The sequence below is a fragment of the Bacillus sp. UNC438CL73TsuS30 genome (genome assembly GCF_000482325.1).
Lineage (GTDB): Bacteria > Bacillota > Bacilli > Bacillales > Cytobacillaceae > Neobacillus.
Window position 1 is genome coordinate 67,374 of sequence record NZ_AXVA01000022.1, and the last position, 25,459, is coordinate 92,832.

Genomic DNA, 25,459 nt, shown 5'->3' on the forward strand with positions numbered 1-25,459 from the left:
CATGAAAAATGCGCTTTAACTAAACGTTTAATTAGTATATGCTATTTCGGAAAAAGTCCTTATTCTATAGGACTAGCCGCTTTTAACCAAACGATTGATTAGTATATACTAATCCTTTCTAATCCTCCGTGGTTGAATCACTAGTTCCCCCCAATTAGGTCGAATGCTGCCTAAACGTCAATAAAAAAAAAGGGATTTTTTTCCAAAAAAAAAAAAAAAAAAGAAACCCCCAACATAATGGGGTTCAAACCTGTTATAAAATATTTTTATTTGCCCTCGGCACAAGATTTGAAGGCATCTCTTCCTTCAAGCGCCAAACAAAATTCATTGGCTTGCTGCCTGAATGGCTGACATGATTAGCAGTTCCAAGGAACACAAATGGTGCTGTATAGCCATTTTCCTTCTTATACTCTCTGACGAACAGTGCAATTTTATGATTATTCTTTTTATGGTTAATATAGCGTTCAGCTATTTTACTTCCCTCCGCCACACGACTTTGCGTTTGCCAATGAAAAAGATGCTCGTTAATCGCATAATCGTCATACAAGGTCGATGGTGAAAAATCCTTCTCTGACTTATTTAACGTAATGAAAAAGATATCAAGCTTTTTACTTTCAAAGTATTTTACTCCCTCACGAAAAGCAGGGCTACTACTTTCATTGTAATAACCAAGGGAAGCCAGAATCTGCGAGGTGTTGTAACTACAATGAACACCTAATGGACAATTAAAATTAAAGTCATTCTCAAATTCCATTGTTTCTAAAGACTGATAAAGGAACTGCAAGATTTCCTTAATCTCATCACGAAACTCTGGCTGCGCCAATATCCTGGCTACACCTTCCTCAAGGGTAGCAAAGCCCTCATTGGCCGGATGGGAATTATAAAATGAATAATAGAAGATTGCCAACATCAATTGCTCTTCCTCATTATGAACCATTCGTTCATCAATATAGGTCACCAAAAATTGAAGTAACTTTCTTGAGTTTAAATGAAACAAATTCGGTAACCGTTTCGTTAATACTTTTTCATCAGCAAGCTCAAAATTTAATGCGACACCCGCTTCTACCATCATCCGACTAAAACTACGGTCACCATTTTTCCCATAAAAATCGTAAATCGAAAGATGATAATGCTTTAAAAAGCTCGCCATTGTTAGCGGCATACCCGTGTCTTCCTCAAAATATTTCATCTTAGCAACCAAATTCCCACGGGTGTTGGCACTAGATTTAATGTTTCTTAAAATATAATCCTTCGCCTGCTTTTCTAATTGAACAAAGCAGCCTTTTGGCAAATGAAAGAACCCATTTTCGACGTAGTGTTGGACCGAATGCTTCGTCTTTCCCATCAAAGCCCGAAACTTTTCTTCAAAATTATAGTTTTTATGAGCTTGGCCAACATAATCCAGCACTGTCAGGCATTCTTTTCCTTCCGCTATGCGCAGTCCCCTTCCCAGCTGCTGCAGGAACACTGTCAAACTTTCTGTCGGTCGTAGAAATAATATTGTATTTGCTTCTGGGATGTCGATTCCTTCATTATAAAGATCGACCACAAAAATAAATTTAATTTCACCTTGAACAAGCAGGTACTGGGCTTCTCTTCTCGTCCTTCCATCGACATTCCCATAAAGTGCCACAGAAGGAATACCGGCCTTATTAAAGAAATCTGCCATATACTTTGCATGCTCAATTGAGACGCAGAACCCTAGCCCTTTAACTTGGTCAATGTCGGTAACGTATTTATAAATACTTTTTACTATCTGGCTGCTTCGGTGATCGTTCGAAGTATAGACATTCTCCAATTCTCTAATTTCATACCCTTTACGGCTCCATTTCAATTTGGACAAATCAACCGTATCACTGACACAAAAATACTGAAACGGACTCAGTAGCTTTCTATTAATGGCTTCCGTTAAACGCATTTCAGCAGAGATTGTATCATCAAAATAAGTTAATATATCCTTACCATCCATTCGCTCGGGTGTTGCAGTCAGTCCAAGGAGGATACTTGGTTGATAATGGCTTAACAACTTCTGATAGGATTCGGCTGCAGCGTGGTGAAATTCATCTACAATGATAAAATCATAAAAATCATTGGTTGTGACTTCATATAGTTTTTTACTATTAAAGCTTTGAATGCTTACAAATAAATGATCTAATGACTCTGGTTGATGGGTTCCGACCAACATATCCCCAAAGTTCGGATCTTTCAAAATCACTCGGAAGGTTTCAAGACTCTGTTTTAATATTTCCTCACGATGGGCAACAAACAATAATTTGGCAGACTTACTTTTGTTCTTAAATCGTTTATAGTCAAATGCAGAAATAACGGTCTTACCCACACCCGTTGCAGCAACAAGAAGGTTCTTCATTCGGCCAAAGACTTCGCGTTCTACTTGTATCTTTTCAAGGATTTCTTTTTGATAGAAATAAGGTTGGATATCAAATATGAAACGATGTTCTTTTTCGTCATGGTTTTTACTTTTTGATAGTGCATTCTTTAGAAGTTCCTGGTCATTCTCACTATCCGGTCTGAACATTCTAAACTCATTGTCATTCCAATAGCTTTCAAACGTAGCTTCAAATTTTTTTACAATATCAAACGAATCTTTTTCAGTAACCTTAATATTCCACTCTAAGCCTGACGTTAAAGCTGGATTTGAGAGATTTGAGGATCCGATATAAGCAGTACTAAATCCTGTTTCTCTTTTAAAAAGATAGGCCTTTGCGTGAAGTCGAGTTCGCTCCACATCATAGGAAATCTTGATTTCTGTATTTGGCAGTTGGCTAAGTTCTTTGATTGCCTTATAATCTGTCGCTTCCATATAAGAGGTTGTAATTACTCTAAGCTTGTTGTTTGGATTTTCGGTAAAAGTTCGCAGTTCCTCAATAATACAACGCAGCCCACTCCATTTAATGAAAGAAACAAGCATATCGATTTTGTCTGAGGTAAGAATTTCCTTTTTCAACTCACCAAGCATATTAGGTTCATAATTCGAGCCTGTAAAAAGCGAACTTTGTGAAAGCGGGGTGACTGGCCGGACAATTTCGCCCTTTTGGATGCTGCGGATTGAATTGATTCGAGAATAGATGGAAGTAAGAACTTCTCCTTCTTCTTCGATCTTAAGTTCCCTAAATTCTTCCTCATCAAGCCGGTCACTTAATGTTGTGATAATTTCATTACAGGTCTTAATTTGATTAATTAATGCTTGTTGGTCATTACTTTCATTGTCACGAACAAACTTTAGGGCTTTCCTTGTTACTAAGGATATGTAAGAGGATAAAAGTTTTCTGGCCTCTTCAACATCGATGGATTCTTTGCCTATATCATAGGTGCTGATATCTAGCCCGTTTAGATCATTCTTTAGTTTTTGTGTGATAATTTCTTCATAGATTCCTTGTTTGAGCATATGATACTCCTTGTATTTTCCATTTATATTACTATTATTAACATTTTCTTTGTTATATATAGTAAACAACTTTATTTAGATAAAATTTGAATTTCTAATAAAAAACGGCAGATAAGTTATATCAGCTGTTTTCTTAATAATGTTATAAACTTTTTGGGATTTCAAAAGTGGTTGGAACATATCATTGTTAAATTCCCCAAAACAAATATCTCTGCATTTAATAATCAAAGACTATAAAATTTATTTATTTCTTCCTCCTGGTTGAAAATCATTTCTGCACCATTTAAGAAAGTTACTCGAATGAAGCAAATATGTTCTAGCAGTACTATCTGTTAATAGACCCATTCTTTTTGCTTCCTTAACCTCTCTCTCATATTGATCATATAATCTATCTATTTCCTTATATATCTCTTGACTAACTTTCATAGCTATCCTCCATTTTATAAACGAATTGTAATACGCTTCTTCTTAATCTATAAAGTATATTTACTACATTTCCATGTAATAGCGCCTCTTCCAATGTGACTTCACCCTTTTGAAAAACACCTATATTTTTACTATTATTATAATATAAAGTAAATTAAAATAAGGACTTTTATCCTAATACTTTCTTCTAATATCTAAATTATTTCCATTTTTATATAAGAAATGCTCCTATGTTATTATTAGATATAATATTTTTTGAGGTAGGTCACAAATGGCAAAGAGGAAAAAGAAATCAAAACACAAACAAAAAGAAGACTTTGGAAGTGTAGAAATTCATTGTTCTAAATGTAATCACAGGTTTGAAATCCCTTGGGAAACAATTTGGGATATCCAAGAAATCACCCATGGATATGTAGGCTTCCATTTGTATGATACATTTATTAGCTGTGAAAAATGCGGGGAGATTTGTACAGAGGAAGAAAATGAGGAAGTAAAAAAGTCAATTGGGCCCATCACCGATGATGACCTTCCATTTTAATCTGTGAAAGCAGTAATTCCATAAATAAAAACTCTGTAAACACCCAAAACCTATCTTTCCTAAATAATGTTAAAATAAATAGGCCATGACAGAGAACTCATCCTCTCCCATCATGGCTTTTAATTATTCTATTGGTTTTGTAATCTTTCTTTTTGTTTTAAGATATGTCCCATAAAGTTTAACATGGTCATTGCTGCGACTCGGGGAGTAGCATTTGTTGGGTCATATTGAGGTGCAACTTCTACTAAATCGAAACAAATTACATTTCCCATTTCCGCAATTCCTACTAGAATATCATTTAAAAAATCAAATGAGAAACCACCTGGAGAAGGCGATCCAGTTCCAGTTGCTAATGATATATCAAAACAATCAATATCGATAGTTACATAATATTTGTCAGCTTTAGGAATTTGATTTAAAATACCTTCAACACCTAATTGTAATGATTCTTTTGCAGAAATTAATTTACTATTATATGCTTTAGCTGCCTCAAAATCTTCTTTTCTACTACTTCCGAGTCCGCGTAATCCAATTTGAACCATCTCTTTAATATGACCCATTTCTGACATTCTTCTCATAGGACTTCCATTTCCAAACCGCTGTCCACCCGGAGCATCCGACCAATCAAGATGTGCATCTAATTGGATTACAGTAATATCCCCCTCATCTTTTAAGCCTCTTGCAATTGGAATTGAAATGGAATGATCTCCACCCATAATGGCTGGGATTGCTCCCTTTTCACGGATTTTTCTTACAGCATATTCAATGGCTTCAAAAGAGCCCTCGATATCGCCATGTACCACATCTGCATCTCCAACATCCACAATTTTAAGTGGAGCTCCTAAAAATACTTCGTCTCTTTCTGGATCATAGAAGCCAGCATCTCCACGACCGTAATGGGTTGAAACTTCACGTATCCTTCTTGGACCAAAACGACAACCAGTTAAAAAACCAACTCCTGTATCATAAGGAACACCCAATACTGCTACATCAGCATCTAGTTTTTCCAAATCATCACAAATTGGATATTTTGCAAAAGTACAAATTCCTGTAATTGGCATATTTACTTTTTTCATCTTCACTAACTCCTTTATCTTTAATATATCTGAAAAGAATCTAATTGATTTTTCCACTCAATCATTAAACGCTTTCTCAATTTCTAGAAATCCAGCTGATAATAATACTGCGAGTTTCATCCTAGCTTTTTTACTGTCATAATCCCCACCTAAGATTACCCCTCTTTTCATTAGATCATTTGCACTCCCCAGGTCATCATATGCGGCAAAAACTCTTCCCTCATCACAACTCGAAGTTATTACTATCTTTTTCCCTTGAACTAACGCCCGGTCAATTTCCTCAAGCATCATTGGGGTTACCTGTCCTCTGCCTGCACCTTCAAGAATAATCCCCTCTGTGCCTCCGTCAATTGCAGCTTTAATGAATTTCCCATCGGAACCTAAATAACTTTTTATAATATCAACTGACGGAAGATCTTTAATGATTTGATAATTTTGTCTAATAGTAGGTCTCGAAAAGATAGTAACCACTTTTTGGTCTATATTTCCCAAATGTCCAAATCCGCTGACACCAAATCCATTTATATGGGAGGTATGAATTTTTTTTACGTATTTAGAAGCAAATATATCCCCATTAAAAACAACTATGGAGCCGAGATCTAATGCCTTTTTCTCACATGCTACATGCATCGCATCTGATAAATTCTGAAAGACGTCAGTCCCCGATTCTTCCACAGATTTCTGTGACCCTGTTACCACCACTGGTCTTATATCTGATACTGTTAAATCTAAAAAATAAGCTGTTTCTTCTAGAGTATCCGTACCATGAGTTACGACAATTCCATCTATTGATGAATCTCGAAATACTTCTTCAATCTTTTCTTTTAATTCAATCAGGTGATTAAATGTTAAATACATACTTGGTAACTGAAATAAATTATGAACAATTACTTCTACTTCACCTGATAATGGTAGATTAGACATTAGTTCCAGCCCTGTCATATCCGTACACTCAAGTAGTCCATCATTATTCTTTTTACTCGCAATTGTTCCACCAGTTGTAATAATGGCAACCTTTTTCATGATTATCCCTCTCACTTACATTGCACTATCTATTGAATTATCTTTATTTTTATTAATAACAATTGGTTCAATCTTACCTGTAGCGAAAATAAAACATATTGCCCCAAGTATTGCAACAAGACCTGCAGAGAATAAACCTGCCGCAAAAGACCCAGTGGTTCCAATTAAAAAGCCTACCACCACAGGGCTGACAATACCTGCAAAGTTAGAAAATGAGTTCATAATCCCACCAATCGATGCTGACATATCTGTTCCTTTCGGTGATATATCAGTTGGTAACGCCCAAATGCTTGCGTCAGCAAATGTTAGACCCCCATATGAAATGGCTAACAAAACAAGCGCTGCAATAGGACTAGATGTGAAAGGCGCTAACCCAATAACGATTGCAAATAAAGAACCTCCGACAATACAAATCTTTCTAGCTTTGCTTATACTAAATCCTTTTTTTACTAGTGCATCAGATACAAATCCACCCGCAAGTTGCGAAAAAAACGCTACTATTCCTGGAATCATCCCAAACAATCCAAGCTTTAACAGGCTAAATCCTAGGTCTTTCACTAAATATGTGGGAAACCATGTAATAAAGAAATATAAAACATATGATGTACAGGAATATCCTAGAGTTATCCCCCAGACGGTTCTATTTTTTAGTAGATCCCACATAGAAATCTGATTCTTATTATTTTTTCCTTTTTCGATAGCATCTCCTTGTGTATTCGCTCCACCTTCTTCAATATATTCCAATTCTTCTTTTGAAAGTGAAGGATGCTTTCTTGGACTTCTATAAAAGGCAATCCAAAATACTACCCAAACAACCCCTAACAACCCTGTTACTACAAATGACATTCTCCAGCCTAACCCAGCGATAACTGCAGTAACAATTGGTAGTGCAATTACTGAACCCACTCTTGCTCCGCTTGAATAAATCCCTGAAGCCCTTGCTCTCTCATGTCTCGGAAACCATTGAGAGACTACTTTTACGCAACTAGGAAATGCTCCAGATTCACCAACGCCTAATAAAAGTCTAACAGCTGTTAGAGACACAAAACCTTTTGTAAGAGCTGTTGCTGCCGTACAAATTGACCACCATATACACGAGAATGCAAATACAAATCTAGGACCCAATCGATCAATTACCCAACCCATTGGTATTTGACAAGCTGAATACGTCCAGAAAAACAAACCTAATATTAAACCTGTTTGGCCAGCACTAAGGTTTAAATCTTTTTCCATATATGGTAGAGCAGCTGCTAGTGCGGACCGATCTACATAATTTATGATAATTCCGAAAAAGGCCAATATAACAATAGCCCACCGCAGTTTTTTCTGTGTTTTTCCGTATGATCTTACTTGCATTTTCATCCCCCTTAAATATGATTGTCTGAACCAAAACACTCCCAATAACGAATAATGTAATAATCCTTACCTTTTTAAAAAAACAAGACGTCTTAGAAATAAGATTATCATGGAAACGTATACAAAAATAATTCAAGAATTTTATCAACTAATAAAGAAAAGTTATTAGTAAATCTTCGCTCTTTTTCTTTATTATCAAATAATTACCCTAGACTAAATCGTTATTTAAACATTTTTTGATGTATGAAACTATTGGGGATATTGACTCTTCTTTTAAGTGAACAAGTGCAATGCTTGTTTTAAATTCTATGGGAAGTTTTAAAGGAATTCGTTTCAACATATTATTTTGAATTTCTTCTTCGACTGCATTTTCAGGTAAAAAACAAATACCAGTCCCTTTCATAACCAGCCTCTTTGCAGCCTCCATATTATCAATATCAACTATTAAATGCTGTTGAAAATTAATCGTTTCTAGTAAACTTGTAATACCAAGCCACTCCGGGGAGTTATGATCATAAAAAATAATATTTTGATCGGCAAGTTGCTCGAGTGTAACTCTCTGATTCATTTGGACTAACGGATGACTTATATGTGCGTATAATCCGACATTAAAGTGCATTAATACTGTAGAATCAATACGTGGATGAATAATTTCTCGAATAAGACCGCAATCTACTTCTTTATTTAATACTTTAGTTAAGGATGATTCCGAATGGTCTGAAACAATTTTAAAACGACATTCTGGAAATTGATTTCTTAATTTAGGCAGAAGGATTGGGATAACATAATTGGAGATTGAAATTGAACAGGCAATTTTCACTTGGTCAGGAATATACAATTGTTGATTCAATTTATAAACCGATTCTTGATATTCACGTAATATTTTAATAGCGTAAGGAAGAAAACTTTTCCCTGCATCTGTTAAAATACATTTGTTTCTATCCCGAAAAAATAATTCACGCATTAAATCGTTTTCTAATGATTTTATCCGTGCAGAAATAGATGGTTGCGATAAATATAAAGCTTCAGCTGCTTTATTAAAACTTCCAAATTGTACAACATAAATAAACGCCTTAATATTTTGAATATTCACGATAGAATCTCCTATACTTTAGTATTGTTCCTAATAAAGTATATCTATAATAGCATCATTTACTGTGTAAACTTTCGAACTATTGGAATTTATAAAAAATATTTTCATTTAGGTACACGTTTGCATATTTTTAAGAGACATCATTTACCACTACGATCTCGAAATTGTGTTGGTTATTATCACTTTATAGGAGGAGGAACTTCCATGTACGTTCACAGGGACTTCCCTGAATTCTCATGGTCTAATTCCAGGCATAAAACATTCCTGGAATGTGTACGAAAGTATTATCACCAATACTATGAATCTCATAATGGCTGGTTATATGAAGCTCCCGATGAAAATAAAGCAGCTTACCGGCTTAAAAATATCAAAAACCTCCCCATCCTGTTGGGGGACCTAATTCACAAAGCGATTGACTGGCAGCTCAAGAAGTTTCTCAATGACAAAAGCCTGTTTACAGAAGATGAGATGATTACTTTGATCACTCGAAGTCTCAATAAGGCCTACCTTGATTCCACCAAGCATCGACAGCTTTGGTTTAACAAGCCGAAGCAATACCAAATGCTCCATGAAATCTATTATGGGGACGGGCTTAGCAAGGATGCCATTGCCGCTGCGAAAATGAAGCTGGACCTATGTGTGAAGAACTTTTTCACAAGCAAGACCTACCAAGATATACTGACAAAACTAGAGATGCATGTCTTGCATTCAGAGGATTTTCAAACGTTTGAGGTCAATGGTGTCGATGTGTTCGTTGTACTAGACTTTGTTTATAAAGATGTGAGTCAGGAAAAGTGGATTGTCGTCGACTGGAAAACGGGGAAAGAATCAGAGGATGACCGTAAACAGCTGGCCTTTTATGCCCTATTTTTATCAAAACAACACAATATTCCAATTGAAGATATCATCCTTCGCAATGAATATTTGCTATCTGGCAAACACCAGGAATATAAGTTAACCGAGTTCGAAATGGAGTCCGCTCAAGCCTTAATGAATGACAGTATCTATTATATGTTGAAATACCTTGAAGATCCTGTGAAAAATAAGCCGGTGAATATTGAACAGTTTGAGATGAATCCTTCGAGAAAGTGTCAAAGCTGCAATTTTAAGGAGAAATGTTTGTCGGTTCATGATTCACTGAATGGTTAAAAAGCCTAAACCAAGATGGAATAATTTCCTATGGTTTAGGCTTTTTTGTTAGAGGGAATTCCTAATCCGGAATAATGATTTCTAGTTTCCCTTCCTGATTGGCAATTTCAACCGCCTCGTCAGCAAACAAATAAGGGGTATCAAACCGGTCCTGCTTTTTGATATCCAAGTAACTATTATTAGTAGTCAGAACGGGAAAAACCGCGTTCGTTTTCTTGAATAGATTTTGAGTAACCTCTATTTCCGCCATTAAAATAATCTGTTTATTGGAGACTGAGAAAAATAGTTTACCAATCTCTCTTTCGTTCTCATCCATAATTTTAATCTGTTGAAGGATGGAAATCAGACAGGTTACAAAATCGTTTATATGCTCATTACCTAGCCCTGGTAATTGATACTCTGCCAAAGCTTTATTCATTCCGGTTTTGATTTCTTTAAAGGGAAATACGTCTTCAATTCGAATCGCCGCTTTTGTTTTTCCGAGATTTTCAAACTTCTTTCTTGTATCAACAAGGTACTCCTTAATATAGCCGGTATACTGCTCACGCTGCACCGCCAAATCAGCTAGCTCCTGAATCCAGCGAATCTCTTTACTGCGATTTCGAATCAACAGCAAAAACGCATATACATCCTTTTCATCAAACGTATGATTAACTAACTTTTCATAATAATAGTTCAATAACAATTGTTCTTTCTTATCCATTGGTTTGCTCCTAGAAGAATTATTTCTATCCTATTGTAAACTTATCCTTTTAATAGGACAAACCTTCTAATGGACTAGTTTAGTATAGAAAAACGGAGAAAAGTCTGCGAACTATCGCAAAAGCCCAAATGCTCAAAAGGAATGAATAGCTAAGAATTTTTTTCAATCAATGGGATTGTTAGCATGTGATTGAATATTATCTAAATAAGTTAGAAATATCGCGAGGTGAATGCATGAAAGTTCGTTCCATTCGTTTTAGTACTGTGTTATTGATCATAGGGGGAATTCTTTGGGTGTTTTTTGGTATGAGTCTAGCTAGTAGTCCACCGGGTTTTCCCTCTAAAGAAATTTATCGAGACTCGGTCGGCACAATGCCCTGGTTAAGTATTGGAATGTTGTTCATTACAACCGGGATAGCCATTTTTTACCGAATTTACGCTTTCCGTAAAGGAATAGTGAAATTATCTTTTATTATGGTTCAAACTGGCGGAGTACTATATTTTATTGGGCATTCCCTCAGGCAATTTTTAAATGGGGGGTGGGAGCCTGCAGCACCCATTGGTTTTATCCTTATTATCATCGGAATGTTTATATTTGGTCTAAGAAGTATTAAGTTAAAATTCTTTCCTAATCCAACTGGATATTTAGTAGTATTGAGTTCTTTATGTCTCCTCTTTTTTAATGATCAATTCCTTACAGCCTGGATGTCAGTTCCCTTTGGTCTAATTTGGATTGCCATCGGTGGGTTATTTTTAAAATCCAGCAAGATGGATAAAAGCTAAACAAACGATTGGTTAGTTTTCCCTTGGAAGATTCCTTATTTAAGGAATCCCCCAAAGAATTAAATCTTATGGAGCCTAATCCTCTAATGCACCGGTTCCAAAACATCAGCCTTCTGCTTGGTTGATGCTGCTTTTTTTGTTACGAAACTAGCAATTAATAAAACAATAATATTTATAAATAAGGCGATGATTCCATCGTTCAAGTCTTTAATAGCTTGAGGAAGATGCGGGAATAGCTCGGCAATTTTTATATTCCCCAAGTCCATAAAGGACACTAACACACCACCAATGATAATTCCGGCAAAGGCACCCTGTTTTGTCACAAAATTCTTTTTCATCAAGCTGGCAAAAAAGGCAGGGGCAAGTTGAGTAATAAAATTGTAAGCGATGATGGCGATACTAAAAAGGCTATTTCCACCTCTAAAAGTCAAATAAATAGCTGCAAGTGAAATAAACGGAACGAGATATTTTACAAGTTTTGCAATCTGATTGTCCTTTGTGGCTGGAGAGAATACCTGATAAATATTTTTAGCAAACAAAGTTGAAATCGTCATTAATAGTAAGGAGCTTGGTACTAAAGCTGCTAACACGCCGGCACCGCCAATCAGCCCAACAAACCATGGGTCAAATGCCTGTTTGGAAAACTTGAGTAAGATTAAATCAGCTGCACTTCCTTCTAATCCTGGTGTTTGTAAAATGGCTGCAAACCCTACAAAAAAGGCAAACAACAGAATCAATTGGTAAATGGGCATGAGGGCTGCATTTTTTCGCAAAGCCTTTTCGCTGGAGGCTGCAAAAACGGGAGAAAACCCATGCGGCCACATATAGAATCCGATGGAGCTTAAGATAACGGTCGATATATACCACGATACGCTCATCCCCTGTTCAGGAAGAATTGGGAAATTTGGTTTCGCTTGATTGATTGCCTCGAACATCGGATGAATACCGCCGTAATAATGGATAGGGAAATAAACTCCTAAAAATACCACAATACCTAGAATCAAAATATCCTTCAAAATCGATGTCAGAGCGGAACCGTGAATACCAGAAATCATCACAAAAATGGTTACCCCAAGGGCTCCGACCCAAATGGCAGCCTTAGAAGAGATGACCCCATAAGAAGTTGCCGTCACGATATAGCCTAAGCCTTTGAATTGAAGTACTAAGTAGCAAGTACAGGCCACAATCCCGATCACAGCAACAAGGACTCCTAGGTAAGGACTCTGATATTTTTTTACAAAAAAATCAGATTGAGAAACTAATTTGTGTTGCTTTGCATACCTCCAAATCGCGGGAAATACAAAGTAGGAAATGACCGTAGCCAGGCATCCGTAAGTGACGATGCTAAAAATCGAACCCCCATCCCGATAAGCAGAACCGCTTGCCCCTAAAAAGGTAAAGGTCGTATACATTTCACCAGCTGACAAAAGGAAAATCAACAGGGTTCCCATTCCGCGCCCCCCCACCGACCATTGTTCCAAGTTCATCTCTTTTCCTTTTTTTGCCCAAATCCCTATTGCAACAGAAACAACGAAAAATGACAAGATGAATAGCACAGCAATATTCATTTTGAATTCTCCTCCCGGTTAGCTGGATCTAAAATATAGATAATTCCAAGTATTCCTGTAGTTAAAAAAGACCAGAGTACGATCCAAAAGTGAAAAAACGGCATTCCGAGCACATAAGGAGTCATTCTATTTGTAAATAAAGCCCCTGCAACAAGGCCAAGAAATGGAATAACGGCTAGCCAATAGATGGATTTCATCTCCCCATCCCCCTAATCGTTTTGATTTAATAGTTTCAATGTTCCGTGAACCAATAACTTCGTTCCATCCGCTAAAGCTTGTTCGTCGATTGTAAACTTAGGATGATGGTGTGGATAGATAATCCCTTTTTCTTCATTACCGGCACCAATGGATACATAGGTTCCTGGTACGATTTTTTGAAAGGCTGAAAAATCTTCACTTGCCATCATCGGCTTGACCAATTCTCTGCTTTCTTTTCCAAAAACTTCACAAACCGTTTCGTCTATTACTCTCGTAACTTCCTCATCATTCATAACAGGAGCGTAACCGGACTGATAATTCAATTGATAGGTGGCTCCATGTGCTTCCGTAAGTCCCTTTACAACACGTTCAATAAAGTTCGGTATCTTCTTCTGCAAGTCTGGGTTAAAGCATCGAACCGACCCTCCAATCGATACCGTACTTGGAATTACATTTATCGCACTTCCCGCATGAAACTGGGTTACTGAAATCACGGAAGTTTCCTGAGCATCCTGATACCTTGAAACAATATGCTGGAGATTCGTTACCACTTGAGCTCCAATTGCAATCGGATCAATCGTTTGATCAGGTTGTGAGGCATGTCCTCCCTTACCTAAAACAGTAATTTGAAACGTATCCGCTCCGGCCATCATCGGCCCATAACTCAAACCAATTTTCCCAAGTGGAAGAGTAGAAACCAGATGGGCACCAAGGATTGATTCTACTCCGTCGAGGACACCTGCGCTCACCATTTCTTGGGCACCGCCTGGCGGCTGCTCCTCAGCATGTTGGAATATAAAGCGAACCTCCCCCCTTAATTGCCCCTTTAACTTTGTCAGAATTTTTGCAGCGCCTAACAGCATCGCTGTATGCCCATCATGTCCGCAAGCATGCATGACACCTGAATTCCGTGAAACAAAGTTAAAATTATTCTCCTCTTTAATTGGAAGCGCATCCATATCTGCCCGCAGTGCAATTACCTTTCCGGGTTGCGGTCCCTTTAACCGGGCCATAATACTTGTTTTTGTTGGTCGTGAAATTTCCAGATCACCAAAAGTCCTTAATGTTTCATAAACAAATTGGGATGTTTTTACTTCCTGAAAGGATAGCTCCGGATACATATGTAAATATCTTCGCCAGCTAATCACTTCCTCTTTAACCTCTTCAATTAAATCATTCAACGTTATCATTTGGCTCACAATTATCACCCTCCTTTTTATTTTTGGTTAGTTTAAGGAAAAAATTCCTTAAATGAAGTATATAGGTTTGTAAATTAAGTTTCAATAGTTTTTTGAATTTTATGAATGTGATAGTTTTTAGGTATGCCGAAAAAAGCCAAAATAAATAGCACCCAAAACGATGGATGCTTATAACAATCGATATATTTTACTCGGTCTTCCACGAGTGGCATAGGCCTCCTGGCCAACATTTTTTGCCAACTCAACTTCACACATATCGGTTACAATACGGCGCACATTACGCTCCGTCATCTCAAGATGTGCCGCTAAATCTTTGGTTGTAAAATCATGCCAGCCCATTTTTTGAATGAGGGCAACGATTTTTTTATACGTTTTAACGCTGATATTTCCCTTTTTTAATTTTTCAATAAGGATTTCATTTTGGGAACGGATTTCATATTGTAATTCATTGTTTTGGCCGGGTGATTCGATAATTTTCCCATCATCCTGAACCATAACAATCTCGTGTTTCTTCATTTCCTTAGAATGTTGAATGGCACGAAACGCATTGATTTCCGCTGCATAAGCTGTCTCGCCGAAACCAATTCCAACCGCAACAGTCGTTTCTGCCTCGAATGCCAATTTTTGAACGGTTTCTTCAAGCGCAGAAATTTCACGTTCAATTGCACCGCGGGAGCTAAAAATCATGTATCGGCCATTCCCCTTCTCAGAAAAAGACCCATTTATTTTTTCTCCTAGTTGAATCAACATTTCTTTTAGTCTGAGTTCTAAGTACTGTAAATGATAAGGGGTTTTCATTTCCTCTGCTACTCTGTTAAAATATTCAACTTCGATGATTTCAACGCCAATTTGTCTATCTTTAAAGTAGGAAGTCTTTACTTTTTCCAAAAGGATTCGAAGTGTTTGCCGTATTTCCATCAACGTCATCGACATTCGGTAGGCAGGGATTCCCTTCTCTCTTAAAGCATCGTAAACGGATGGGAAACAAGTTAAAACTCCTTCTGTTTTCCCTTGATTCCATAACTCTAAATGGAATTGCAACAATTCATTCGGATCAATGTCTACCTCAAACTCTTTTGTATAAACAATTGGTTTGTTTATATTAAGCTGCGATAAGGCTTCCTCGCTAATATTATTTACGACCATCGTATCGATGCTTAGTTTCTCAATCATTTTCCCTTGTTCATGAATTAACTCGATAAAGGCTTTAAAGAAGCCTGATTCGGTAGCTGGAACATGTACCATTATTTTGTCTGTTCCCAGTGTTTTTTTCGCCATTTCATAGGGGAGCGGACCCGAAAAAAGCCACGCATGCACATCGGAATGATGTTCTGTTACAATTCTCTCTACTTCTTCGACTTCTACATAAGGTAAAGAGATGAAATTCAATTCCTGTTTATATTCTTCTGCCAAATCTAAAATCTGTTTTATAGACGTTTCTAGGCCGACTAATCCGATTTTAAACATTATGTATTCCGACTTCCTTTATGATCCGTAATCGATTCTATGTTCTATCTTGAATTCCCTTGATACCTTTGATACCAAAATATTCAAAAAAAGTACCTGTCCTCATCATTATACCAGTTTGAGGCAGGTACTATAAATTAACATTTATTTAGATTTGGCTATTTTTAATATGGTGACCTTGCACCTAGGTATCTCGTTTTCCAATAGGATACTGTCATGTCGGAGATAACAACACCTTGGTCTGCTGCACTAATGAATTTATTGTTGCCTAAGTAGATTCCAACATGTGATGGACCTGCTTTATAGGTTTCAAAAAAGACTAAGTCCCCTACGCTTGGCGAACCAACTGGTGTAGTTGCACTCCATTGTGTGCTGGTTGTTCTAGGGATTGAAATTCCAACATGATCAAATACATATTTTGTGAAACCGCTGCAATCAAAACCACTAGGTGTATTTCCACCCCAGCGGTATGGTGTGCCTATGTATTTTTGAGCTTCAGCAATTACTTCTTGGACCTTTGATGCGGAAGTAACAGCAGGTTTTTGAGTAGCCTCTGCTTGTGGTTTCGCTGCTGGTTTTTGGGTCACATTTGTTTCTGGCTTCACAGCTGGTTTTTGGACCGTAGTTGTTTCCGGCTTTTCAACTGGTTGTTGGACAGCTGTTGATGTCGATGGTGCTGCTGGTTGAACAGACTCTTTTGAATAAGTGTTTCCTTCAGATTTTTGTGTCTCGGTTGAACTGGACTTCACGGCCGGTTTTTGAGCCACCTTTGTCTCTGAAGGCGTGGTAGGTTTTACCGCATTTTTTGCTTCCGATTTTGCCACTACACTTTTAATAATCTCTACTCGCTTCACAGCTGCTTTCGCTTTGGATTTGGTAACTTTTCTTGTTGGAACTTCAGAAACTTTATACGAAGCAGATGTTGCTTGGGCACCACTCACACTTAAGGTTTGACCTACATGAATGCGGTCTGATGTTAAGTGGTTGATCGTTTTAACCTGTGTAACAGATAGATTAAAACGAGCTCCAATCTCAGATAGCGTGTCCCCTTTTTGAACCACATATTTTTGGTTAACAGAAGTAGCCCGTGCAGAAACTTGAGTACTAGTTTTTGAATTTGGTATTTTTAATTGCTGGCCAATACGAATCAAATCCGATGATAAGCCATTCAAGTTTTTCAACTCACTAACAGTCGTACCATTCTCTCTTGCTAGTTTCCATAGACTATCACCAGGTTTTACGGTGTAGGAAAGGGATAATTTTTGATTTACATATATTTTATCACTTGAAAGTTTGTTCCATTCTTTTAAGTGATTGATCGAAACATTTTGTAAATGAGAGATTTTCCAAAGACTATCACCAGAATGAACCGTGTATGTAGGTTCTTGTGCATTGGCAGTGGCTCCAAATGCAGTAAGTACAAGCCCGGCCGTTGCAGCTGCTGTTACTAGATTTTTTTTCAACTAAAGCACTCCTTACTTTCATTATCAATACATAGATATAATAATGAAAAGTAAACTCATGCACATCCACACAAAGTGGTAATATAGTAAATTTATTGAATATGTGGTTGTGTAAACGCTTTCTATTACAAACTATAGAAATAGCGGTAAATATTATAATATCGGGGTTTTACCGCTATTTTTCCCCATCAGCAACTTGACCTAAGTAACAAATTTGTAAACATTTTTTAATCTGTTAGAATATTTTTTCATGAATACTATTAGCCTAGTAAGAAAAACAGTTGTTGACGATATATAGACATTTTGACCTGTTTTGGATAAAATTGTCACCCGCTTATTGGTGTCGCTATTGAATTATATTTAGTTTTTGAATCAGTTTTAGCACTAACGGGCTGGTCCCATCTGGTAATTCACGTATTGGAAAGAATCCAGCAGCAAGCGATTCCACCCCATCCACTTTGATGTTACTGCTTTTAATATTAGTTGAAGTATATACAATTGTAACTGGATAGAATTCGTCGCCATTTTCCAGCTTTCTGAAATACTGCCTTCCTGAAAAAACGTCTACCAACTCAAGCTGACCAATTTCAACTCCTGTTTCTTCAAAAACTTCTCTTCTTCCCGCCTCTTCAGCGGACTCCCCTAATTCCAGGAGCCCGCCCGGAAGCGCCCAGATTCCCTCCGGCCGTTTTTGCAAAAGAATTTCCCCTTGTTCATTGATCACGCCCACAACTGCGCCTACTAAAATAATCGCGCGGGTGCCGATAACTTTTCGTAAATCCTCTATATAGCCCATAATATCCTCCAAAAAATAAATATATTTCTATCATATCATTTTTCCATTATTACTAATTACTAGTGCAAGCCCTTTCAGTCTCGTGTATAATGGCTAACTAGAGTAATAGACACGTAATTTTTGGAGTGAACTAGTATGAACCAGCAAAAGGGCTATACGCATTTTTTTACAAATAAATATTGGGTTATCGTGGTTGCCGTGTTTTGCTCGGTTTTATGGGGGAGTGCCTTTCCGGTTTTAAAACTAAGTTATGATGAGCTTGACATGGCAGAAGACGATTTATCGGCAAAAATTGTTTTTGCAGGAATCCGTTTCATGATGGCGTCATTACTGCTGCTGTTTTTCATGCTCTTCGTTGATCGTAAGGCACTCAAAGTAAACTGGCGACAATGGCCAGCCATTGTAGGTTTAGGGCTGTTTACAACGAGTTTAAGTTATTTCTTTTTTTATAATGGATTAGCCCATACATCGGGAATGAAGGCATCGATTTTAAACTCCAGCGGTGTATTTTTCGTTGTTTTTCTGGCACATTTTGTTTATAAGGATGACCGCTTGGATTGGCGGAAGGTTTTTGGTTTGATTACTGGTTTTGGGGGTATTGTGCTGTCAAATTGGGGACAGGATGCCTCACTGGATTTTTCGTTTTATGGAGAAGGATTTATGCTACTTTCTGGATTAGCCAGTACTTTCGGTACCTTTTTATCCAAGCGTCTGTCTGCTAATCTTCATCCGTTTGCTTTAACCGGGTGGCAAATGTTTACTGGTTCGTTGATCATGCTCGTGGTTGGGGTTCCAAATCTTAGACCCCACGCTTTTGAATTTACCGTGAATGCATGGCTTCTATTGGGGTATGCCGTATTTTTATCCGCAGCGGCCTTCGCCTTGTGGACCTCTTTGCTCAAGTATAATAAAGCGGGAGAGGTTTCTCTTTATAAGTTCGTTGTACCCGTTTCCGGGACCATTTTATCCGTGATGTTTCTACCGGGTGAACATATAACGGCTAATACAATTATCGCCCTTCTACTTGTAGCTGTAGGTTTAACGGCTGTGAATCAGAAAGGGAAAAAGGGCTTGTTTGGTTTAAAAAAATGGCGGCGGACTGAGGAGCACCTTTACAAATAAAAAAGAGCTTGGGGCAAGCTCTTTTTTATTTTTTAAATGATAATTCTTTAATTTTTATAATCCAATCCTTGAAGCTTGCGAATTCATTCGAATCAAATCCGAAGTATTTCTTGATGATTTGGACAGATTCGCTCTCCTGATGATGAAACACTCCATCTGAATAGATTAATTTAAAAAGTTCAACTAAGACGATATTTTTGGAACGCTCCGATTTAAATATCTTGAGAATATCCTCGATGGCAAGGTCCTTTAATTGATAATCCTCGAGTTCCATTTCCTTTTTATATTTAGTTAGAATAGTTTCTTCAAATATAGATCTATTCCCGTCAATTGCGGCAATTAAGTTAGCTAATTCAAGAAATGCTTCTCTCTCTTCTGAGTGAAGTTCTGCAAGGAACAATACATACATCTCCTTATTTTCTTTGTTTATTTATACGAATATTAACATATTTAATTTAAATTATATAGAAAATAGGTAACTTGTATTCTTTTCAAAGGATTATTGAAGCATAGCGAGGGTTTCGCAAAGTTCCATAGGTTCTAAATTACCCATCCTGAAAATACAATAGTTTTGGTCTTATTTCCAATAGGAGGTCTCACGATGAAAATTCAAAGACTTGGCCATGCTATGTATATTTTTAAAAGTAAGGAAGGGAAAAACTATCTGATTGATCCCTTTTTTGATTTAAATCCCGGGTTTCCGCCGGATTTGGATACTGCTGCGTTCTATCAATCTTTTGACTGTGTTTTTCTAACTCACGGACATTTCGATCATACGAGCGGGTTGTCTAAGATCGTTGAGCATAAACCTGAAATGATGATTGTTGCACAATATGAGCTGGCTTTGATTCTTCTACAGCAAGGGATTAAAAATGTACTGCCAATCAATTTAGGAGGCTCTGTTTCCTTTGATGATGTGAATGTTACGATGGTCCAGGCGAAACACACTTCCTCTTATAGGGAAACAGAAGGTACTCCTGTGTATGCGGGAGAAGCGGCCGGTTATATTTTTGATTTTAAAAATGATTTTACCGTCTACCACTCGGGGGATACAGCCTTAATGTCCGATATGAAGTTAATTCAGGACGTGTATCAGCCTGAAATTGCAATATTGTCCTCTTCCGGGCACTTTACAATGGGACCGAGGGAAGCAGCCTATGCGGTAAAACATCTGTTAGACGTTCATTACGTCATACCGAGCCATACCTTCCCAACCAACGAAACCGCCGCATCACCTGAAGCCTTAACCCAATTACTCAATGCATTTCCAGTAGTCGATTTCATGGTCGACAAAGACAAAGAACTAGAAAAGCTATTAAAAGACTACCCAAAAACAGCCGTCATCCCCCTCAGTTACGGAGAAGAAGTCACATTTGAGAAATAAAAAAGACGTGCTTTATATTCGACAAAATTCGGGCGGTGACAGGCACCGCCCGAATTTTGTCGAATACACCCACGCCCCCCAATAAATACCTAATCGCTTTTGATTGCCGGTATGATAGAATTTAGGAAAAGTTGATTTAGAAAGCGGAGGGTGAGCGGGGATGGGGAAGGATAAGATTTTGTCGATTTTGGAGAGGGAGTTAGTGGTTGCTCTTGGCTGTACGGAGCCAGTTGCGATAGCATTGGCTGCGGCAACGGCAAAAAGCTATGCAAAGGGCAATATTCAAAAGATTCATCTGTATGCGAGCGGAAATATTATAAAGAACGCCAAATCAGTTGGAATTCCAGGGATGTCGGCTAAAGGTCTTGATTTTGCTGCAGCACTTGGAGCAGCAGCAGGAGACCCTGATAAGAAGCTGGAGGTTCTTGATGGTCTAAGGGCAGAAGATGAGCTGCTTGCATTAAAGCTGATTGAAGCGGGAAAAGTTACAACCGGACATGCAGATACACCGAAACGACTATATATAGAAGTAGTTTTACAAACAGATCAGCAGACAGCAAAAGTGGTTATATCTGATAATCACAGTAATATCACGCTTATCGAGGTAGATGGAAAAACGGTTTTCCTTGGCGGCTGTGAAAACATCGGGATTCAAACCGATGAGGAAGAATTAGAAGAGCTTACCATTGATGAAATCTATGATTGGCTTCTTACTGTTAATCCTCATGACCTGGTTCTTGTAAAAAAGAGTATTGAATTAAATCGGAAGATTGGGATTGTAGGACTCTCCGGAGAGTACGGGCTTAATGTTGGACGAACCATTAAGGAAAATGTAAAAAAAGGATATCTATCTGATGATTTAGCGACTGCTGCTATGTCGCTGGCTGCTGCTGGATCTGATGCAAGGATGGCAGGTTCCACCCTTCCGGTAATGGCCAATACGGGGAGTGGAAATCAAGGGATTGCGGTAACCCTTCCAGTGGTTGCGGTTGCAGAGAAGCTGAAGGTTTCGGAGGAAAAAATGATCCGTGCGGTCGCCCTTAGTCATCTGGTTACGATTCATATCAAATCCAAGTTTGGCCGCTTGTCCGCCTTATGCGGCGTAACGGCTGCCGGGATGGGAGCAAGCGCAGCGATTGTTTACCTGCTTGATGGCGGCCTTCCCCAAATTAAAGCAGCAATTCAAAATACGATTGGCAATGTTTCGGGAATGATCTGTGACGGGGCGAAGGCAGGCTGTGCGATGAAAGTCTCAACCTGTTCCAATGTCGCCGTTCAATCTGCCCTTCTGGCACTAAACAACCAAGCAATCCAATCAACCGACGGCTTCATTCACGACGACGTAGAAAAAAGCATCGAAAGCTTCTGCAAACTCGGAAACGAAGGAACCCGACAAACCGACCAACTCATCCTGCAACTCATGCTCGAGAAATAAATCAATCATAATTAACCTTTTTGTGAAAAGTCAGCATTACTGCTGGCTTTTTTTGTATGGCCTCATTCGACAAAATTCGGGTGGTGACAGGCACCACCCGAATTTTGTCGAATCACCTATTTTTGATAGGGACAGGGCGTTTTTATTTTTATACAAGCTCATAATGTCATATTTCATAATATTTTGAATATATATAAATATGTTTTAAAACATTCTCACCGGAAAGGGGCATATGAAACTATGGATATTTGCATTTCTTGTGGAATGGAATTGTCAATTTTGGAAAGGACTCGTGCTGAGTGCTGGGATTGCAGGGATACGACAACGGAAGCTTATACGGAAGATGAATAATGATTGCTGTTATAGATAAAAATGTTAGAGAAAGCTGCCTGATCATCTCTCAAAGGGCAGCTTTTTCACCTTGCTGGAGAATAGTTGCCTTTTACGATGAACAAGATGAAAATATTGAAACCAAATGGGAATATAATCGTATAAACCTATGTATCGTACAAGTTATAGCATTTCATCAAATTTATTATAGATGGGAGAATTAAAATTGGGCTTAACCATTTTTCAATTTGGACAAACTCTTTTTGAGGTATACTATTGGCTGATCTTAATATCTATTTTCGGTTCCTGGTTTCCGGCTTTTCACTCCTCCAAGATTGGCGGATGGATTGGCAAACTAGTTGAACCATATTTAAGCATTTTCAGGCGGTTTATCCCCCCTCTTGGTCCGATTGATATTTCGCCTATCATCGCACTCTTTGTTTTTAATTATCTAAGTAGATTTGCCCTGGAAGGCCTCCGCCGCTCGTTGACTTTCATCGGGGTATAAAATCTCCATAATACAAAGAAGACAGTTAGAGGTCTCTCACTGTCTTCTTTTGTATTACGATTTACGGCCGTCCGCAAAAGCGCTGAGATCTTGATTATATTTTTCCACTGACTCCCAAAAGGGAGAATGCCCGGCATAAGCATAGAGGGAAAGAATTGAGTTTGGTATGATCTGTGCGTTTTCAATAGACTGTGCCGGATTAAGAATTTTATCCTTTACACCGTGGATAAGAAGAACCGGCAGTTGAATGGTTGGAAGCAGTTCATCATAGGAAACAGATCTTGTGATGATTGCTTCACGAACATATGGAGGAACCATTGTGTTATATCCTAGGACAAAGTAAAAATCGTTCATTGTTGGGTTTTGCGCAAACAGTAGCGTTACAAATTGCTTGAGAGCATTTGTACTATTAAGGGCTTTTTTGGATATGAGACCCGGAATGATGGCCTGCATGGCTGGAGTATAATAGGTGCCTCCAGAGATTCCCGAAGAAGTTCCTACATCCACTAGGTTAATACCAGAAATATCCCCTTCCCCATAAATTTGAAGATAATCCAAAACAACCTGTCCGCCGTAGGACCAGCCAACCAGCAATGGCTTGTTTAGTTTTAAGGCATGAATAATCGACTGGATGTCATCCGCCCAGTTTTGTTGATTGTGATACCCTTCCTTTGGCTTTTCAGAAAAACCGTGACCGCGTAAATCCAAGGCAATTAAGCGAAATTGATTTAACTCCTTGGATTGAAACTGATGAATCCAACTAAGATGGTTTTGCGTAACATCATGGACAAAAAGGATTGGCTTCCCGTGAGGATTTCCACCTTCCACCACAAATAACGACGTTCCAGATCCCCCTTTAATAAAACATGATTTCATTTAACACCTCTCCAATAAAAGATACGTTATTATACTGGAGGAGTTGTCCAAAGGTGACAAAATTCGGGCGGTGCCAGGCACCACCCGAATTTTGTCGAATTTTATTAGTGCGACATGACGCTAGTTGCTATATATATTCCCTCTGAATAATGGCGATATTATCCTTGTGGCAGGTTTTTGTGAAGTTTGATGGGAATGGCATTTCTTTTTCCAATGCACTCATTGCCTTTGTGTCCTCTTCTATAACTGCTGTAATTAATCTCTCTAGATAATCTTGTGATAATTGAATTCTGCGCTTCATTTCCCCTTGACTTGTCGTCGCCTGCCCATGTCCCGGAACCATAACAGCAACATTATGCTTCTCAAGAATCTGCTCTGCTTTTTGGAGTGTTGCTTCGTATGCCCTTGCACTGTCGTAGATAAACGGCAGCTCGAAATCAGATAGATAATCACCAGCAATCCAAATGCTCTCCGGCTCAATGACCGTAAACAATCCGTCATGTGTATGGCCCGGCGACAGGTAGAAGGTTATCGTGGTAACGCCAATCACTAACTTCTGACCGTCTTCTTCGATGACAATATCGATTTCCTCCGGAAAAACAATTGGATAAGGTGCTTTAATGTAATTTTCATTATAAAATTGCTGGATTAAGGACACCTTTTGTTCCTTATTTGGATGGTCCCTTAGTCCCTTGCTTCCAATTACCTTCGCACCCGGGAAGACTTTGTAGCCAATGATATGGTCGAAATCACCGTGCGTAAATAGAAGGTATAGTTCCTTTTCCCCTTTAATCGCATTTACATGCTGCTTTATTTCCTCGATTTCGTGCGGAAGCCAGTTTGGGTCCACAACAAGAATAAAATCCCTTGATTTTACCACTGTACAAGTTGTTTGAAATAAAGCACTTTGAAACACCGTTATGTATTCATTTTGAAATTGGATCATGGCGTCTCCCTCTTTTATAAAAATTTTATCATTTATGTCCCCAATTATATCAAATCAACCAGGTTTAATTTTAAGGATTGCATAAGACCAGCACTAAATAAATATGATAACAATAAGGAATCCTAAATAAAGGAGCTGTTAGCAAATGGCCATCTTCAATAAAATCGCCTTATTTTTTATTGTCTTATATTCCGTCATCATCATTATAAATACTTATTTAGGAGAAACTGAACGGGTTCAATCGAACGTTATTTACTTTCTTATGAACGGATTTGCTTACATCGTAACAGCAATGGAAGTGGAAAAAGAAAAGCTGCTATTAGAAGGATTGGAAGCTTGATTTTAAACTTCACCCCCAAAGATACCCGAAGACTTTTCTTGGGTATCTTTTTACTTGTATGATCATTGAAGCGACTGTCCGTCTGAGGAGGACAAAATGTCCCATTTGTCCACGAACGGTGCCTGTCACCGAATTTTATGTCACCGAATTTTAGGTACTTGGACCATAAACTTACTTCCTTTTCCGATTTCGCCGGAGACTTTAAATGGTGATTCGATTGCCGAATAATCAATGGTGGAAGTTTTTACGCACAATTAAAAAAATGATAAAGAGCG

General features: G+C 38.1%; 25 protein-coding genes and 1 pseudogene. 10 read left to right on the forward strand and 16 right to left on the reverse strand.

The features are described from left to right. Nucleotides 1-253 precede the first annotated feature (253 nt). A complete protein-coding gene (locus M028_RS0109485) occupies nt 254-3,406 on the reverse strand; it encodes a DEAD/DEAH box helicase (protein ID WP_026573716.1) in 3,153 nt (1,050 codons plus the stop codon). Between the two features lie 240 nt (nt 3,407-3,646). Then, on the reverse strand, nt 3,647-3,832 hold the full coding sequence (locus M028_RS0109490) for a hypothetical protein (RefSeq protein WP_026573717.1): 186 nt from the start codon (nt 3,830-3,832) through the stop codon (nt 3,647-3,649). Between the two features lie 271 nt (nt 3,833-4,103). Here M028_RS0109490 and M028_RS0109495 point away from each other — a divergent pair, with 271 nt between their 5' ends. Further along, nucleotides 4,104-4,370: a hypothetical protein gene (locus M028_RS0109495; protein ID WP_026573718.1), complete on the forward strand. Its 267-nt coding sequence runs from the start codon at nt 4,104-4,106 to the stop codon at nt 4,368-4,370. A gap of 128 nt (nt 4,371-4,498) precedes the next feature. On the opposite strand, the gene M028_RS0109500 is transcribed toward M028_RS0109495, so the two are convergent. From M028_RS0109500 to M028_RS0109515, 4 genes are all read right to left on the reverse strand, one after another. Further along, nucleotides 4,499-5,446 carry an agmatinase gene (locus tag M028_RS0109500; protein ID WP_026573719.1) on the reverse strand — a complete coding sequence of 316 codons (948 nt, stop codon included), beginning with the start codon at nt 5,444-5,446 and terminating at the stop codon, nt 4,499-4,501. Nucleotides 5,447-5,503: 57 nt separating this feature from the next. Further along, a complete protein-coding gene (locus tag M028_RS0109505) occupies nt 5,504-6,469 on the reverse strand; it encodes an asparaginase (RefSeq protein WP_026573720.1) in 966 nt (321 codons plus the stop codon). A gap of 15 nt (nt 6,470-6,484) precedes the next feature. Beyond that, nucleotides 6,485-7,831, reverse strand: a complete 1,347-nt coding sequence (locus M028_RS0109510) for an MFS transporter (RefSeq protein ID WP_197031398.1) — start codon at nt 7,829-7,831, stop codon at nt 6,485-6,487. 202 nt (nt 7,832-8,033) lie between these two features. Then, complete coding sequence (locus M028_RS0109515; protein WP_026573722.1) at nt 8,034-8,918, reverse strand: LysR family transcriptional regulator; 885 nt, start codon at nt 8,916-8,918, stop codon at nt 8,034-8,036. Between the two features lie 204 nt (nt 8,919-9,122). On the opposite strand from M028_RS0109515, the gene M028_RS0109520 reads away from it, so the two are divergent. Continuing rightward, nucleotides 9,123-10,067, forward strand: a complete 945-nt coding sequence (locus tag M028_RS0109520; protein WP_026573723.1) for a PD-(D/E)XK nuclease family protein — start codon at nt 9,123-9,125, stop codon at nt 10,065-10,067. A 61-nt stretch (nt 10,068-10,128) separates the two neighbouring features. On the opposite strand, the gene M028_RS0109525 is transcribed toward M028_RS0109520, so the two are convergent. Beyond that, nucleotides 10,129-10,770, reverse strand: coding sequence for a hypothetical protein (locus tag M028_RS0109525; RefSeq protein WP_026573724.1), 642 nt, complete (start codon nt 10,768-10,770; stop codon nt 10,129-10,131). 293 nt (nt 10,771-11,063) lie between these two features. Here M028_RS0109525 and M028_RS0109530 point away from each other — a divergent pair, with 293 nt between their 5' ends. Next, a complete protein-coding gene (locus M028_RS0109530; RefSeq protein ID WP_026573725.1) occupies nt 11,064-11,552 on the forward strand; it encodes a hypothetical protein in 489 nt (162 codons plus the stop codon). A gap of 83 nt (nt 11,553-11,635) precedes the next feature. Here the strand turns inward: M028_RS0109530 and M028_RS0109535 are convergent, their stop codons facing one another. From M028_RS0109535 to M028_RS0109560, 6 genes and pseudogenes are all read right to left on the reverse strand, one after another. Beyond that, nucleotides 11,636-13,120 (reverse strand): sodium:solute symporter family protein, encoded by a 1,485-nt coding sequence (locus M028_RS0109535; protein WP_026573726.1) that lies wholly within the window; start codon nt 13,118-13,120, stop codon nt 11,636-11,638. Next, a complete protein-coding gene (locus M028_RS0109540; protein WP_026573727.1) occupies nt 13,117-13,317 on the reverse strand; it encodes a DUF3311 domain-containing protein in 201 nt (66 codons plus the stop codon). Before M028_RS0109540 ends, M028_RS0109535 begins: the two co-directional genes overlap by 4 nt. A 12-nt stretch (nt 13,318-13,329) precedes the next feature. Next, nucleotides 13,330-14,508 (reverse strand): M20 family metallopeptidase, encoded by a 1,179-nt coding sequence (locus tag M028_RS0109545; protein WP_035424022.1) that lies wholly within the window; start codon nt 14,506-14,508, stop codon nt 13,330-13,332. Nucleotides 14,509-14,685: 177 nt separating this feature from the next. Further along, a complete protein-coding gene (locus M028_RS0109550; RefSeq protein WP_026573729.1) occupies nt 14,686-15,984 on the reverse strand; it encodes a hypothetical protein in 1,299 nt (432 codons plus the stop codon). A 164-nt stretch (nt 15,985-16,148) separates the two neighbouring features. After that, nucleotides 16,149-16,487: pseudogene (locus tag M028_RS34045) on the reverse strand (C40 family peptidase); the annotation flags it as partial. A 1,306-nt stretch (nt 16,488-17,793) separates the two neighbouring features. Beyond that, nucleotides 17,794-18,243, reverse strand: a complete 450-nt coding sequence (locus M028_RS0109560; protein ID WP_026573731.1) for an NUDIX hydrolase — start codon at nt 18,241-18,243, stop codon at nt 17,794-17,796. Between the two features lie 135 nt (nt 18,244-18,378). On the opposite strand from M028_RS0109560, the gene M028_RS29705 reads away from it, so the two are divergent. After that, nucleotides 18,379-19,365, forward strand: coding sequence for a DMT family transporter (locus M028_RS29705; protein WP_051590984.1), 987 nt, complete (start codon nt 18,379-18,381; stop codon nt 19,363-19,365). 25 nt (nt 19,366-19,390) lie between these two features. On the opposite strand, the gene M028_RS0109570 is transcribed toward M028_RS29705, so the two are convergent. Next, nucleotides 19,391-19,765 carry a hypothetical protein gene (locus M028_RS0109570; RefSeq protein WP_026573732.1) on the reverse strand — a complete coding sequence of 125 codons (375 nt, stop codon included), beginning with the start codon at nt 19,763-19,765 and terminating at the stop codon, nt 19,391-19,393. A 201-nt stretch (nt 19,766-19,966) separates the two neighbouring features. Here M028_RS0109570 and M028_RS29710 point away from each other — a divergent pair, with 201 nt between their 5' ends. From M028_RS29710 to M028_RS0109595, 4 genes are all read left to right on the forward strand, one after another. Next, on the forward strand, nt 19,967-20,749 hold the full coding sequence (locus M028_RS29710) for a metal-dependent hydrolase (RefSeq protein ID WP_051590985.1): 783 nt from the start codon (nt 19,967-19,969) through the stop codon (nt 20,747-20,749). A 160-nt stretch (nt 20,750-20,909) separates the two neighbouring features. After that, complete coding sequence (locus M028_RS0109580) at nt 20,910-22,184, forward strand: L-cysteine desulfidase family protein (RefSeq protein ID WP_026573733.1); 1,275 nt, start codon at nt 20,910-20,912, stop codon at nt 22,182-22,184. 350 nt (nt 22,185-22,534) lie between these two features. Beyond that, nucleotides 22,535-22,738, forward strand: a complete 204-nt coding sequence (locus tag M028_RS0109590; protein ID WP_026573734.1) for a hypothetical protein — start codon at nt 22,535-22,537, stop codon at nt 22,736-22,738. 2 nt (nt 22,739-22,740) lie between these two features. Next, the gene (locus tag M028_RS0109595) at nt 22,741-23,022 is read left to right on the forward strand and encodes a YggT family protein (protein ID WP_419180521.1); all 282 of its coding nucleotides are present in this window, start codon (nt 22,741-22,743) and stop codon (nt 23,020-23,022) included. 54 nt (nt 23,023-23,076) lie between these two features. Here M028_RS0109595 and M028_RS0109600 read toward each other — a convergent pair whose 3' ends face one another. Both M028_RS0109600 and M028_RS0109605 read right to left on the reverse strand, forming a co-directional pair. Beyond that, on the reverse strand, nt 23,077-23,898 hold the full coding sequence (locus M028_RS0109600; protein WP_026573736.1) for an alpha/beta fold hydrolase: 822 nt from the start codon (nt 23,896-23,898) through the stop codon (nt 23,077-23,079). 127 nt (nt 23,899-24,025) lie between these two features. Next, the gene (locus M028_RS0109605; protein ID WP_026573737.1) at nt 24,026-24,844 is read right to left on the reverse strand and encodes an MBL fold metallo-hydrolase; all 819 of its coding nucleotides are present in this window, start codon (nt 24,842-24,844) and stop codon (nt 24,026-24,028) included. Between the two features lie 145 nt (nt 24,845-24,989). Here M028_RS0109605 and M028_RS0109610 point away from each other — a divergent pair, with 145 nt between their 5' ends. Together M028_RS0109610 and M028_RS33840 are read left to right on the forward strand one after the other, a co-directional pair. Continuing rightward, nucleotides 24,990-25,184 carry a hypothetical protein gene (locus M028_RS0109610; protein WP_026573738.1) on the forward strand — a complete coding sequence of 65 codons (195 nt, stop codon included), beginning with the start codon at nt 24,990-24,992 and terminating at the stop codon, nt 25,182-25,184. 96 nt (nt 25,185-25,280) lie between these two features. After that, nucleotides 25,281-25,412, forward strand: a complete 132-nt coding sequence (locus tag M028_RS33840; RefSeq protein WP_269320924.1) for a hypothetical protein — start codon at nt 25,281-25,283, stop codon at nt 25,410-25,412. Nucleotides 25,413-25,459 lie beyond the last annotated feature (47 nt).